Source organism: Haloarcula amylolytica JCM 13557 (assembly GCF_000336615.1).
GTDB lineage: Archaea > Halobacteriota > Halobacteria > Halobacteriales > Haloarculaceae > Haloarcula > Haloarcula amylolytica.
In genome coordinates, this window is the sequence record NZ_AOLW01000047.1 from 75,545 (window position 1) to 88,966 (window position 13,422).

Below are 13,422 nucleotides of genomic sequence, written 5' to 3' on the forward strand. Positions count from 1 at the left end.
TATGACTGATGATTCTCCCCGGGGCCGCACGGCGCGCTGGGAACTCGTTAAGTGGGACTGCCCAGAATGCGGGGGCGAACTGGGACCGCTCGACGACCGTGACCATTCGGTCTCGCAAGACGACATTTGGCCCGACGACAAGGGGTTCGATGAGGTCGCCTACGACGCCGCGAACCGTCTGACTACGCCAGTCGTTATCTGCCCTGACTGCGGGCGTGATTTCGACGTTCGGTTCGAGAAGCGTAAGGAGAAGGAATGAGCGACATCGAAACCACCCGATGGGAGCACGTCGTCTGGATTTGCCCGCACTGTGGAGACGAAGACTTCCCCTCGCGCCTGCAACTGGTCGATTCGCGCGACGTGTCGATTGAATCTCGGGAGGTCTGGGAGGGCGAGTACGACGCCGAATTGCATAGGCGGAAATACGCCACGGAAACAGCGGTCTACTGCACGGATTGCAAAACCGTGTTCGACGTGTCGTTCACGCCGCGCTCGCGAGAGGAGGACGAATGAGCGACGACGAGTATATGACTCGGGTCGCAGTCCACGGGAGTGTCCCCGAGGACGTGCCCGGAGACATCGAGGTTACCAACGAGGAGCGCGACGCTATCGTGGAGATACTCTTCGTTCGGTCGGACGACGAATATCGAGTGATGTCTCGCCACCATCAGACCCTCTTTCTCGACCACGGCGGTGGCCCGTTCGACGAGTTCGGGGATGCTCTGGAGTCCGCTATCGAGACCGCTCGCGATGAGGGGCTTCCGCTCCTCCGGCGCATCTACTCGTGGGTGCCTGTGAGCGAGGCCGACGAACTCGGAGTCGACCGCATCCCGATTCCGTGGGAAGACGACGAATGACCCGATTCTCGATGAAAGCAGTCCTACACAGACCCGTTTTTCTCGTGCTGACTCAGAAACTCCGGGGGTTCGTGCGTCGTGAGAGACACGCCGCTGGGGAATCAGAGAGGTTGGGTCCCCGTCGGGTGTTCCTGTGAGCACATCTCTCGAACTTGTTCGTGGCGTGCCCGAACACATCCGGTTCTACGACGACGAACGTTCACTGTGTGGAGCCGACTGTACTGGCGGGAGCGCCCGGGTCGTCCCCGACGACCAAGACCCCGTGGCCGTTGCTTCCGTTTACCTCTGTTCCGACTGCGCCGACGAGTGGGCGCGTGTCGCAGACGAGACCGAACGCGAGTCCACGGTGCGGTGCGTGTGCGACCGCGTTGAGGCCGGGACTATCTGGAAGTGTGCTCGACTCGTTCCCGCGAGTATCGCCCGGGCTCTCCACCATCCTGCCGCCGACGGTCCTGCCCCCATCTGTCCCGACTGTTACGAGTGGATTCGTGAACATCCCGTGAACTCAGTCGAAGAACCGTTCGATGACGCTCCGTCGTGGACTGAGACAGTTAATTGAAGGCAGGCTGTCATAGAAAAGTCCACGCACCAGTCGTTTTCGGTTGGGCGACGAATTACCGGAGCGGTAGATACAGTGAATACAGTTAACACACCAAACCCCCAACTTGTCCAACATGACCGATGTAGTGCTGACAAAGCAGAAAATAGAGGGTGGGAAAACAGCACAACTGAAGGAATGGATGGATGAAGTCTGTGAGCGTGAAGATGAGGCGATTGAAACGCTGAAGAGCGAAGGTATGCACTCGGAAACGGCTTTCATCGAACATACCGCGAAGGGCGATTTCTTGGTCTACTATATGCGGGCGGACGACATGGAGCAGGTGTTTGAATCGTTCGAAGAGTCAACGCACGATATAGACGAGGAGCATAAACAGGTGATGCACGAGGTGCTTGAGAGTGGTGAGAACATCGGTGATTACGAATTGCTCTATCACATAGATAATCCAGAACGTCCATAGCGTCTCGAACAGTTCCGCATATCTACCTACCGGATGATTCACCGTGATTTCCTTGAAATATCCTTGGTGGGGACCGTTGTATGACACCCTCTGAAGAAAGGATTGAGGTCTATTCCTTCCTCGTAAGGCGCTCAAAGGCCACCGCTGTGTCCAACGCTTCTTGGTACTTCTCTTCGGCACGCGAATGATACTCGTGGGCGGTCGAGACGGCTACTCCCATCTCCTCCGCGATGTCGCTCCATTCCCATCCGTTGGCTCGGAAGAGCAGGGCTTCTACCTCCCGTGGTGTGAGCCGACCACTCAACGCCGCCACTTGCTTCATCGTCATTCCGACAGATTCTGTCGGATTCGTTTTCGGGGATTTCCCGAGCGAATCCAGTAGGGCGAAAGCGACGTGTTTCGCGAGACGCGGAGGTACTGCGTTCCCAACTTGCTCAGATTGGCTCGTCGGTTTCCCCCGGAACTCGTATCCGAGCGGGAACGACTGGATAGCCGCTTCTTCTCGGACTGTCAACGCACGTGGCTTGCCGGAATGCCAGTGAGCGTTCGAATTCGTGATTGTTCGCGAGGGCGAATTCGGGTCGAGACGGACTTGATGATTGCTTCCGTTCGGGTCCCGGTTATACTCTGTATCTCGCCACTGGTTTCGCGTGCCTTCCCGGTGGTCAGACTCCGTATTGTTGAGCAGACGCCTCGACGACAAATCATGGAGCACCGACCAGACCGATGGCGGGTCGTCTGTTGTCGTCGGTTCCGGCCACGTCGGGGTTCCGTCGCGTACGCCCACGACGAACACCCGCTTGCGCTTCTGTGGAACGCCAAAATCAGACGCGGTGAGAATCTGGTACTCGGTCTCGAAGCCAAGTTCGTCAGCGCGAGAAAGCAGAGCGTCAAAGAGGTCGGCGTTGCGGTCCCACGTCAACTCTCGAACGTTCTCAATTACGAACGCATCCGGGGAAGTCGCGTCCACGTAATCCAGAAACCATAGGAGGAGAGTGTTACGGGGGTCGTCTGGGTCGCGATGACCAGCAGATGAGAGGCCCTGACACGGGGGTCCGCCGATGACGACATCTACGTCGTCGGGGTGAATGTCGAGGAGGTCAAGCACCTCTTCGGGTTCGTGCGCGCCGAGGTCGAGACAGTAACCGGGCGCGGAATGGTTTCGACGGTATGTGTCTAGAGCATCCTCGTCAGCATCAAGCCCTGCCAGCATCTCAAAGCCAGCTTGCTGGAATCCGAGCGAGAAGCCACCAGCCCCACAGAAGAGGTCGAGAACCTTGAGAGCCATACACCCCGTCTGGATGGGGGGTTCTTAGATACTCCGGGTGCGATTCCGGGGATTAGTAATCTATCAGATGACTTGACGGCAGAGCCTTCTTCTATATAACTGAATACTATATTGGCATCATATCAGAGTACTTACATACAGATGGTTCGAAGTACTGGGTGATGGCAACTGAAAACTGCCCTGAACCGTCCCCGGAACCGTTGTACGACCTCGCCGGTGACCTCATCGAGAGTGGCGTGGTCACGATAACTGCCGTCGAAGACATCCTCCCGACTGACCAGTTGATGCTCTCGCTTCACCCCGCGTTGGACGCAGATGACGACGCGATTCGTGCTATCTTCGAAGGCGTCGAACAGGTGTGCGTTGGTGACCGGGTGTTCACGCTCTACTGCGACATCGACCCGTTCGGCCCCAGCACGCGCAGTCGTGTGACGGTCTTTTTCGACCCCCCGGGAGGCGTAGTGACCCACTTCGTTCCGCCAATCTCACTCGAAGAGGGCATCGACCGGCTCCTCAGTATCGCGAACGGTGGCCGGTGAAACCATGAGCGAGATACCCGACGATAACACCGAGACGACGCCTGTACAGATTCACAACTTCGTAACGGAGAGTTCTATGTTCGAGAGCGAGCAAGAAGTCACCACCAAGTCGTGGTATCTCCCCACCCGAACGGTAGAGCACCTCCGCTCCTACATCGTCGGACAATACGGCACGCCCAAGCACATCGGAGCGTTCTGTACCCGTGCGATGCGGAACTGGATGCAAGCTAACCCGTCCGACGACGCTCACACAACGTGGGCGCACCTCAAGAACGACTACGACTACGATGGCGTGGACGTGTCGGGCTGGAACTACCGCAACTACCGTGACTACACGGAGATGGACAAAGAGGAGAAGACCGCCCTTGGCTTCAGCGCACCTGTGAGCGTCATCGAAGCGTTCACCGACGAACTCACCAAGAACGAATACGGGAGCGAACTGGCGAACGCAGTCGAAGCGGAGATGCTCAAATTGGCGCAAATTCGCCGTATGAAGCACCTCATCACCGAAGGAGGTGCAGAGCGCACGGGTGAAGAAGCCACCGCTCAGGCGGGCGCACAGAAGGTCGAGGTTGACGAGCAGGGGAGTCGGGCAGACCTCTCCACCATTACGCTCGAAGATGACGACGCTATCACGATGGCAGAGGCCTACCAGTTCGGTGAGAACAACGACGTGGACTGGATGACCCGTCGGGGTCTCCTTGCCGCCGTCGTCCGGGGAAGGGCTGTCACGCCTAAGAAGCTCCTCTACGCCCTCGATGATGACTTCGGTGTGAAGAAGAGCCGAAGCAAGAGGAAGGACTACAACGCCATCCTTGAGCAGGCTGAGAAGGACGAGGAACCCATCTGCATCGCCCCTGCGAAATTGGTGATGGATGAGATGGGTACGCACAACCTCCAGCAGACCGCCGGACTCACCCACCGCCGACAGCCCCTCACGTTCGACGAAGACGGCGATGATTTCATCGAGATGACCGTCACCCTCTTCAACCGTAACAAGGCCACAGCCGTGGACATATGGGAGGACTTCGCCGGGGCAGTGTGCGACATCGGCTACCAACTCAGCGAAGTTGAGTGGAACAAAGGTGATGACGTGACAGCGGTCTACAAGGGAAAACACTACCAAGATGCCCTCCGCCGCTTCCTCCCCTTCATCAAGGCGATGAAGCAGGTCGCAGAACGCGAGCAGGACGACGAAGAGCTTCACGCCCTCATCAGTCGGGCCGACATCATCATCGACAGTCTGGAGGACGCTCTGGACGAAGTGAACAACTACACTATTGGGACAGGGAGTATCCACATCAACGAAGCCTACGACGACTTCAAGGCGCGGGGAGAGACTCCCACGTCGCTTGAGTTTAACACCAAAGGTCGGATGAAGCAGGGAACGACCCTTGTGATGTAAGCCAGCAACAATCCCCTTTGGCTGGCGTCGATACGACGAAGAGCCGTTAGACGGCTGTTCTCAGATGATTGGTGGCAATACCTCAACGATGAGGCGATTAGAATGCTGGGGTGGGTGGGGTTGCTTCCCGCCCAAGCAATTCTGGGTGAGCAAGAACAGCGATGAAAGCTAAAGTGCCGGAAACAGCCGTTTCAGACAATATTGGTTTTAGTGATGGGCTGCTATAGTGGGTAGCTGGGTGTGGTGGGTAGGTTGTATGTAGTAGTTGTAGTAGTAGTTACAATAGTATTAGTGTTAGTAGTAGTGTAGTGTGTGAGCCGTGACCACGGCGCAACAGACCTCAAAACGACATCGCTCGGGAACGGCTGAAAACCGATTCGTTTGAAATCAGCCGTTTCACGGGAATCGTCCTGTCCCGCTTCCTATCCCTACTCTCACCTGTCTTGGGCGGGAAGCAACCCATCCCTCACCCCTGTTGACCGCTCTCCTCGTTCGGTCGCTTCGCTCCCTCGACAGTCGTGGTGGGAGTGTACCGGCGAATCACTCTCCCCGAATCTGTGTTGTCGGATTCCCGCTACTCGTTCCTAACTGGCGTCACCCTCCGTCCGAAGTGGGCGAACATCTCGGCCTCGCGGATATGGCGACACTTCTCCTCGGCCATCGTCTGCTTCGTCACGTCACGCTGGTTCTGGCTAAATCTCTCACACTCGCATTCGGCCTCAACCGGCACCCCGTTCTCGATGGTCAGCGTTACGGTCATCGCGCCGACTGTGTAGCGTTCCTCGGTCATCGTTCACTTCGACGCCGCGACTCGTTATCAAGCGCGCATCTTCTTCCACCCGAAACGTCTTTGCACCAAACTGGTACGGTTGGGGTCGGTCGGCGTTTCTCGGGTATGGATACGACGCTTGACCTCGCGGCCCTCGATTACGAGGAGTGCGCGGACGACCCGGGGTGGGTGCGATGTAGGTACTGTTGGAGCAAAGTGTATGCCGGAAGCGGCGTGAACAAGACTGACCTCGCCCGGCACGCCGAGCGGTGCGAGTGGCGTTGAGTGAACATCGACGAACTGCTCGCTGAACAAGTCGCGTGAACAGTAAATCGGCGCATTCGCACATGATATTCACACGATTCGGTTGTATTCTCCGTCCAATCCATTGGGTCGTGATTGGCGCGACCGGCGTTTAGGGATTGCGGAGCGGTGTCGGTCCACTGCTGAGGTTTTTGTCGGAAGGCAGCACATAGAGCGTGACACCAGTGGCAGTACAGACCTTCTATCGTGACTGTCGCGGTGTCAGTCCCGTCATCGGCGTCGTTCTCGTGCTCTCGGTCACCGTCCTCTTAGCCGCGACAGTCGGTGGGTTCGCACTCACTGCGACTGCCGACCTGGACCAGCGGACGCCCACCGTCGCCCGCTCGACCGGAAACTTCGTGCCTGGCCCGTCGGGGGGATGCGGCGGGAACACAGTAGCGATTCGACACGCCGGCGGCGATCCGGTCCCGGCCGATGAACTGGCAATCGCTGTCGAACTCTCTGACACCGACGCCCGCATCGTCGACCTGCCAGTTTCCGGAACGGCGCTGTCAGCGAGCAACACCGACGACCCCGACAACATCGTCTACGACTACTGTGTCGGCGGTGTCATCGCCAATGGCGGCAAGCGGTGGTCAGCGGGCCGGGCAATCACCTTTCAGTTGAACGCCGGCGGCGGCACTGTCGACCCGGGCGACAGCATCGACGTGCGCGTCGTTCACGCTCCCACGAACGGCGTCCTCGCTGCGGTCGAACTGACCGCCCGCCGGTAATCGCCCGTGGTTCCGATACCCTTTTATTCGCGACCCTCCAGCGTGTGAACTAATGGCAGGGGGCGCACGCGACGACCTCGCGGAGAAAATGGCGGGTGAGGTGGCACTGAGCGACGACCCAGGGGCGACCCTGCGGAAGTGGCGCACTGACTTCGACGTTGCACAGACCGAACTCGCCGACGAACTCGACGTCTCTCCGTCCGTGGTCTCGGACTACGAGAGCGGGCGGCGTGACAACCCCGGTATCGGCGTGGTCAGGCGACTCGTCGTCGCACTGCTCGATATCGACGAGAATCGCGGCGGCGACCACATCCGCCAGCACGCCCGCGTGCTCTCGGCCGGGTTCGACAGCGACGTGGTACACGACCTCCGCGAGTACTCCGCCAACGTCGGCGTCGAGCGCGTCTACGACGCTATCGACGCCGAAGAACTGTTCCGGGGCAGTCAGGACACCGTCGCGGGCCACACCGTCATCAACTCCATCGCCGCCATCACGCGCCTCTCCTCGGACGAGTTTTACCAGCTATACGGGCAGTCGACGAACCGCGCCCTCGTGTTCACGAACGTGACCCGCGGCGAATCCCCGCTGGTCGCGCTCCGTGTCGTCTCACCGACGCCGAACGCGGTTATCCTCCATGGGCTTGACGACGAGGCGGTCTGGGAGCACGCACAGGACCTCGCCCGCATCGACGACTTCTCCCTTGCGATCACCGATATCGATCTGGAGGACCTGCTTGGCGGGCTGCGGAGTCTTCCCTGAGCGCGCCGGTTCCGGCCGTGCTGTTTCGCGCCCGTCGACGTACTCTCTGGAAAACGACTGTTGTCGTGACTGCGATCTCTTTGTTCACCGGACAGCGTGACACAACTGCTCCGTCGGACTGCAGAGTTTCTAGGGAGAACTACTTTGATACCGAGGTGTCATGTCCACGCATGGTGCAATTGGGCTATCTTATCCTCTGGGCGTTCGCCGGCTTTGGACTTCTTGTTGCTGCCTTATTCGTCGGGACGATGCTTGCGCTTCAATACTACAACAGTGGGGGAACCCTCTCTGTATCTCTCGATGACAGTATTAGCCGCCTCAACAACGATAAGCCGTAGTCGGGTAGTGTATACTGTCCAGTGCAGTACAAATAGAATTCCACGTATCCACGACAATAGATGGGATACCCCTCGCTATTCTCCACGGCTCCCTGCGGTCGCCGTTCCGATTCGAGGGCCACTCCCTTCGGTCGTGCCCCTCGCTGCTCACGGGTCACTCCGTTCCCCGTTCGCATTTCGAGGTTCTCGCTCGCGCTGCTCGCTCCGAACCTCGCCTACTCTCGCGGCTACGCCGCTCGTCGTGTACGAGAGCCACTCCCTCCGGTCGTGCCTCTCGCTACTCCACGTACCGATATTTCCGCTCACCCATCCGGCCCCAGCCGTCGAAGGCGAACTCATCTTCGGGCGCGGTGAACTCCTCGACATCGGTCTCGGTCTCGTGGTTGTGGACGTCGTGGACCTGTTCGTACTCGGCGAAGGAGAGGTCGTAGCGGTTCCGTATCTGCTCGTCGATGTTGAGCGCGCCGATTTCCTCCTCCCACCCGGGGACGATGGTCTCAGCGTGGACTTCCGCCTGTGCGCCGGACCCGTAGGAGGCAACTAACAAACGGGCCTCGTCCAGATCCAGTCCGCTCTCGCGGGCGTGTTTCAGGCCGGCGGCGCGGGCGATGTGGACGGAGCCAGTGTACCAGTTCCCGACCTCGCGGGAGATCGCAAGCGTCGGCTCGATGGTGTTAGCGTACCAGTCTTGATAGCGCTCGGTTTCCGTGAGTGCGTCGGTGTACTCCTTGATAGCGGCGTGGAACTCGTCGTCGGTCTCGAAGTCCGCGCGCATGGGCTGGTGACCGATTTCCTCGGCCATCAGGTCACCCACGTCGGTGCCGCGGATGATGTGCCGGTAGCCGAGTGCCGCGGCCTTCCGGACCATCCCCGGGAACGGCGTGTGGAACGGAATCATCTCGTAGTCGCCCGGGTGGATGTCGCCGGCCACCTCCGCGAAGTCCTCCAGCGCCTCGCGCATACGGGCGAGGTAGACGTTCACCGAGCGCTTGCCGTCGACGGACGGGAACTGCTGGTTGGGCTTGAGGAAGTCAGTTTCGTCGGCGCTGCCGTAGCCCTGTTCGGTCGAGAGCTCGACCAGATTCGGGTCTTCGTCGACGAGCATCGCCACCGCGCCGGCCCCCTGCGTGGCCTCGCCGGGGTCGTCGCGGGCGTACAGGGCGGTGTCAGTTGCGATGACGAGCGCCGCCCGACCGCGGTTGCGGCCGGCGCGGATCCAGTTGTAGGCGTCGTCGAGGCTCTGTGTCCCGGAGATACAGGCGAACTTCCGCTCGCCCTTGTTGGCGTGGTGGAAGTTCTCGTCGTACACCTGTTCGAGACAGCCCGCGATGTACGTCGAGACGGGCTTCGAGTTGTCGAAGGCGCTCTCGGTCGCCACATCGATGCGGCCGATATCCTCGGGCGTCAGCCCCTTGCGCTCCATCAGGCGATGGGCCGCGTTCGCCCCCATCGTGACGATATCCTCGTACACGTCCGGGAACGACGACGCGCGCAGGCCGAGCCCCTTCGTGTACTTCCCCGGGTCGTCTCCTTGAGCCGGCGCGAACGTCTCTGCGAGGTCGAGTTTGAGCTTCCCGGTCCAGATCTCCATGGCGTCGATACCGACTGCAGTCATGAGTATAGCGTCAGCGTGGATGTATATGGGCTTGTCGACTGTCTTTTCGACGGTTGACTAGTATTGCGCCGATGGGCCGCGAACTCTCTGTGGGACAGTTACTCGCTGGTCGCCGGTTCCGTACTAAAAGAGAAATCGACCATGCATTCGCCTTCGAGAACGTCGTACGGCTCATCCGGTGACGGAACGGCACGCGACCAGTCGGTGTTGTTGACTACGAGCCGATACGTCCCCGGCGAGATGGTAATCCGCTTGTCGCGGATGTTCGTCTCGTGGAACCGCGACACCTCACCGGCGTATCGGGCCCGGTAGCGGCTCTGGAACGCTCGATACTCCTCTTCGGTGAACAGGAGGACATCTACGGCCGGCCCCCGTCGAACAATGAGATCGTAGGTGAGCGTTGTCTGGCCAGTCGCGTCAACTGTGAAATCCTCGTACTCGTTTTCCTCCAGTCGGAACGTCGTATCGACCGACCGGTGGTCCGGCTCGGGTGTCGGCGTCGGTGTCTCGGTCTCGACCTGGAGACGTGCCGACGTCTCCGTAGAGTTGTTCGCTTGCGCCGCATCAGCGCGCTGTGCTGTCGGGGTGTCCGCTGAAGCCGCAGCACCCTCTGCCGCTGGCGTCGAGGCAGCCCCGGCGTGGTCAGTTGTAGCAGCACGCTGTGACGCTGTCGGTTCCGGGACTGGTGTCGTCTCGGACTCCTGTGTCGGTCGATTCCCGAGACAGCCGGCGGAGAGCGCGGCGAGCACCGAGGCCCCGAAGCCGCGCCGCGACAGGTCACCCATACCTCAGCACACGCAGCCACAGTAAAGATGTTTACGGGCGGGTTTTCGTCGCTGGTAATCGGAACGCCGATTCTGTCCAAACATATTTGTGGAGAGAGAGCCGAATCTACGCCGTTCGAACCAGTCCCGGGAGAACTGTATCACAGCTATCATCTCTCGGAACAGGACAGGAACGTTTCACATGAACAGATCGGTCATCACATTCGGATTAATTGTTCTGGCGGCACTCAGTGTCTCGGGACTCGCAGGAGTAGCAGTCGAAGGGACGCTTGGTGCAGACGCGACCGAGTCAGCGCCGGCGGAATCCACGGATGCGTCGCCGGCAGCGACGCCCAGTGCAGAAAGTGCGTCACCGGTGACGCCGAGTACCGAGGCGACTGCGGCCGGAGTGACGCAGTCCGCAGAACCGACCGCGACCACGGACGCGGCACAGACCACGCCAGCTGATTCGGGGACGGCTATCGATACGGCCCGTCTCGAAGACCGGCTTGTGGCGGCGATCAACGACCGACGCGGCAACCCGGTTGCCAACGACGCCTTCGACGGCTCCCTCTCGGATGAGACCAAAACCGGACAGAAGCTGTCAGCCATGGCCGGTAACCACAGCGGACGAATGGCCGCGCAGGGGTCGGCCTCGCCGATCGCGAACGGGTCAGACACGACGGACCGGTACGCGGCCGCCGGACTGTCCGAGCAGTGTCGCCTCCGCCACGAAGGAAACGCGTACATCCGCCCGGTGACCGACCTCGAACTGGTCACGAGCATCGACCCGAACGGGGCGAACGCGACCCGGACGGCGAACGCCGTCGCCGACCATTGGTTCGACCTCTCTGGCCCCCGTGACACGTTGTACGTGGCGAACGCGAACCACATCGGCGTCGGTGCGGCCACCGCTGACGGCGTCGTCTACATTACCGTGAATCTCTGCTGAGGGGCGGTGAGAACGGCCGTTACGGAACCTCTTTGCGGACAGTGTCGGCATTCCCTTCCGAGTCAACGACGCGGAGCGCTACTTTCGTGCCAGACGACACCCTTCTCTTCTCTAATGTCTGGCCGTTCGCATCGTCGAAGATACCGTCGCCGTCGAGGTCCCACTCGTAGGCCACGATGTCTCCCTGCGGACTGGACTGGCTGGCATCGAAATCCCATTTCCCGTTCGATTCTCCCCCGTTAGAGGTTATCATGAAGTCTGCGTTCGGTTGCGCGTTCGTGTTCGCGCCGCCGGGAGTGACGGTGAACATCTTCGAATCGGTACCACCACTCGATAGCTCGTAGGTGACGGTTATCGTGACGCTCTCTCCAGTCATATCTATCTCGGAAGAGCCAAACAAGGTATCCTGAATAAACTCGAACAGGTGGAATGTCGCCGTTGACGTATCGGACAGCACTGGGTTTGGACCGTTCAGGCTGCCATCACTGTCGACATCAACAGTCCGTGGGACATCTGTTCCGCCACCGAAGTCGGTATATCCGTTAGTGTCTGCCTGAATATATACTTCGTTCTCTTGTGGTGCTGGGTCACGGTCGTTGCTAAAGGTATCACTGAGTCGGATTATATCGTCGTTAACCGGGTCGATTGCCACCGTCGTTATTGTGATCTCCTCGCCTAATTCATTGGTGACACTAAACTGGACGCCCCCATCAACGCCCCCATCAGTGTTCCCATTGCTGTTGAGGGCAATAGCGTCCTCGTTGTAGATGAGACCTGTGTTGCCGGACCCGCCCCCAGATCCGGGATTCGCTTCCGTCACTGTCACCGGCACTGAGACGTCTTCAGGAGATTCGCCGTCGAACGAACCATTGATCTCGTCGAGGCTGAACTGGACGGTGGCTGTTCCAGTTGCCGTCGACTGGCTGGTCTCGTAGACGAACCTGACGCGACCGTCGCTGTCGGATGACTCTGTGTCCGTGGTAAGCGACCCCGTGTTACTCCCATCGACTGAGCCGTTCACTTCGACATCGCTTACGGGGTTGTTGTACGCGTCCCGAACCTCCAGCACAATCTCTTCGTCGTCGCCCTTTGCGACAGTAACGTTCTCACTGCCGACAGTGGTGAGGTACGCGTCACTTTCAGAGGCAACACGAGTGCCGACGCCCGCTTTCGCCATCTTCAGGCGATATGTGGCTCCCCGCTCGAAGACGACTGTGACGTTGTAGAGCGAGCCTGGCCCCTCGGCTTCGATGACGTTTGCGATGTACCGGTCGTTGCTTTTGTTACCCGGATTCGGGTCGATTTCGTCTTCGAGAAGCACTCTCCACTCCTCCGCCGGGAGCCGGGAGAGAAACGAGACCGACACGTTCGACGTCTCTGTCGCGTTCGTGACGCGAACCGTTCGGGACGACTGCGATGTCGGCCGCACGTCGACCGTAACCGAATCGCTCGCCGAGCGGCTCATCGACCCGTTGAGTGCGACGAGCGTGATGTCGCGCCCATCGACCATCGCCTGTTCCGAGAGCGTGATGTTCCCCTCGCGGAACTGGTTGTAGACGACCGAGTGCTCGTACACGGTCTCCGGGGCCTCCCCGTAGACGTTGTACTCCGGCTTGTAGGCGATGGCCCCCGTGTTGTAGTGCCGCGGTGCGGTTCCGTCCCAGTAATCTGCCGTCTCGGGGTTAATCGCCTCGGCGTTACGAACCGTGAGGTTCTGCGACTCGTTGGTCGTTCCGTCCGTGTATAGCAACCCCGACGGCGGCCCGGGATTCGTCGCCACCAGCCGACTCGGGTATCGGGTTCCCAACTGGACTGAGACGGCTTGCTGGCTCGGCTGTCCCGGAACGGAGACGATGGCGTTTCGCAGGTCCTGTAGCTGTGTCTGGACCTGCTGATTGTGGTTGAACTCCACCTCCCGGTTTTGCTCCGGTACGGCAAACGCCTGGTACGAGGAGAAGGCGATGATCAGCACGCCGAACAGCAGTACAGCCCCGACCTGTACTGACTGCGCGCGCTCATCGCCCGTGAAAGTCATGCCGATGAGTTGCGGAGACGGCGGTAAAAACCTGACTGCCGAAT

General features: G+C 59.8%; 16 protein-coding genes. 11 read left to right on the top strand and 5 right to left on the bottom strand.

Translation table 11 applies throughout. The annotated features are described in order from the left end of the window. Nucleotide 1 precedes the first annotated feature (1 nt). The 5 genes from C442_RS16855 to C442_RS16875 all read left to right on the top strand — a co-directional run bounded on the left by C442_RS16855 (nucleotide 2) and on the right by C442_RS16875 (nucleotide 1,876). On the top strand, nucleotides 2-259 hold the full coding sequence (locus tag C442_RS16855) for a hypothetical protein (RefSeq protein WP_008312588.1): 258 nt from the start codon (nucleotides 2-4) through the stop codon (nucleotides 257-259). Next, on the top strand, nucleotides 256-513 hold the full coding sequence (locus tag C442_RS16860) for a hypothetical protein (protein WP_008312590.1): 258 nt from the start codon (nucleotides 256-258) through the stop codon (nucleotides 511-513). Before C442_RS16855 ends, C442_RS16860 begins: the two co-directional genes overlap by 4 nt. Next, nucleotides 510-857 (top strand): hypothetical protein, encoded by a 348-nt coding sequence (locus tag C442_RS16865; RefSeq protein WP_008312592.1) that lies wholly within the window; start codon nucleotides 510-512, stop codon nucleotides 855-857. Before C442_RS16860 ends, C442_RS16865 begins: the two co-directional genes overlap by 4 nt. 133 nt (nucleotides 858-990) lie before the next feature. Next, nucleotides 991-1,416, top strand: coding sequence for a hypothetical protein (locus tag C442_RS16870; RefSeq protein ID WP_008312594.1), 426 nt, complete (start codon nucleotides 991-993; stop codon nucleotides 1,414-1,416). A gap of 115 nt (nucleotides 1,417-1,531) precedes the next feature. After that, complete coding sequence (locus C442_RS16875) at nucleotides 1,532-1,876, top strand: DUF6176 family protein (RefSeq protein ID WP_008312596.1); 345 nt, start codon at nucleotides 1,532-1,534, stop codon at nucleotides 1,874-1,876. 109 nt (nucleotides 1,877-1,985) lie between these two features. Here C442_RS16875 and dcm read toward each other — a convergent pair whose 3' ends face one another. Next, nucleotides 1,986-3,164 (bottom strand): DNA (cytosine-5-)-methyltransferase, encoded by a 1,179-nt coding sequence (gene dcm, locus C442_RS16880; RefSeq protein WP_008312598.1) that lies wholly within the window; start codon nucleotides 3,162-3,164, stop codon nucleotides 1,986-1,988. A 161-nt stretch (nucleotides 3,165-3,325) separates the two neighbouring features. Between dcm and C442_RS16885 the strand changes: the two genes are divergently transcribed. Then, nucleotides 3,326-3,703, top strand: coding sequence for a hypothetical protein (locus tag C442_RS16885; protein WP_008312599.1), 378 nt, complete (start codon nucleotides 3,326-3,328; stop codon nucleotides 3,701-3,703). 4 nt (nucleotides 3,704-3,707) lie between these two features. Then, complete coding sequence (locus tag C442_RS16890; protein ID WP_152418477.1) at nucleotides 3,708-5,108, top strand: hypothetical protein; 1,401 nt, start codon at nucleotides 3,708-3,710, stop codon at nucleotides 5,106-5,108. A 574-nt stretch (nucleotides 5,109-5,682) separates the two neighbouring features. Here the strand turns inward: C442_RS16890 and C442_RS16895 are convergent. Next, nucleotides 5,683-5,898, bottom strand: coding sequence for a hypothetical protein (locus C442_RS16895; protein ID WP_008312602.1), 216 nt, complete (start codon nucleotides 5,896-5,898; stop codon nucleotides 5,683-5,685). Between the two features lie 105 nt (nucleotides 5,899-6,003). Here C442_RS16895 and C442_RS22295 point away from each other — a divergent pair, with 105 nt between their 5' ends. From C442_RS22295 to C442_RS16905, 3 genes are all read left to right on the top strand, one after another. Continuing rightward, a complete protein-coding gene (locus C442_RS22295) occupies nucleotides 6,004-6,162 on the top strand; it encodes a hypothetical protein (protein ID WP_167320680.1) in 159 nt (52 codons plus the stop codon). A gap of 203 nt (nucleotides 6,163-6,365) precedes the next feature. Further along, complete coding sequence (locus tag C442_RS16900; protein ID WP_008312604.1) at nucleotides 6,366-6,914, top strand: type IV pilin; 549 nt, start codon at nucleotides 6,366-6,368, stop codon at nucleotides 6,912-6,914. Nucleotides 6,915-6,966: 52 nt separating this feature from the next. After that, nucleotides 6,967-7,674 (top strand): helix-turn-helix domain-containing protein, encoded by a 708-nt coding sequence (locus C442_RS16905; protein WP_008312606.1) that lies wholly within the window; start codon nucleotides 6,967-6,969, stop codon nucleotides 7,672-7,674. A gap of 615 nt (nucleotides 7,675-8,289) precedes the next feature. On the opposite strand, the gene hmgB is transcribed toward C442_RS16905, so the two are convergent. After that, nucleotides 8,290-9,627 (bottom strand): hydroxymethylglutaryl-CoA synthase, encoded by a 1,338-nt coding sequence (hmgB, locus tag C442_RS16910; RefSeq protein ID WP_008312608.1) that lies wholly within the window; start codon nucleotides 9,625-9,627, stop codon nucleotides 8,290-8,292. Between the two features lie 98 nt (nucleotides 9,628-9,725). Next, the gene (locus C442_RS16915) at nucleotides 9,726-10,412 is read right to left on the bottom strand and encodes a hypothetical protein (protein WP_008312610.1); all 687 of its coding nucleotides are present in this window, start codon (nucleotides 10,410-10,412) and stop codon (nucleotides 9,726-9,728) included. A 181-nt stretch (nucleotides 10,413-10,593) separates the two neighbouring features. Here C442_RS16915 and C442_RS16920 point away from each other — a divergent pair, with 181 nt between their 5' ends. Further along, nucleotides 10,594-11,343 (top strand): spore germination YkwD domain-containing protein, encoded by a 750-nt coding sequence (locus C442_RS16920; protein ID WP_008312612.1) that lies wholly within the window; start codon nucleotides 10,594-10,596, stop codon nucleotides 11,341-11,343. A 19-nt stretch (nucleotides 11,344-11,362) separates the two neighbouring features. Here C442_RS16920 and C442_RS16925 read toward each other — a convergent pair whose 3' ends face one another. Further along, nucleotides 11,363-13,378, bottom strand: a complete 2,016-nt coding sequence (locus tag C442_RS16925) for an Ig-like domain-containing protein (RefSeq protein ID WP_008312614.1) — start codon at nucleotides 13,376-13,378, stop codon at nucleotides 11,363-11,365. Nucleotides 13,379-13,422 lie beyond the last annotated feature (44 nt).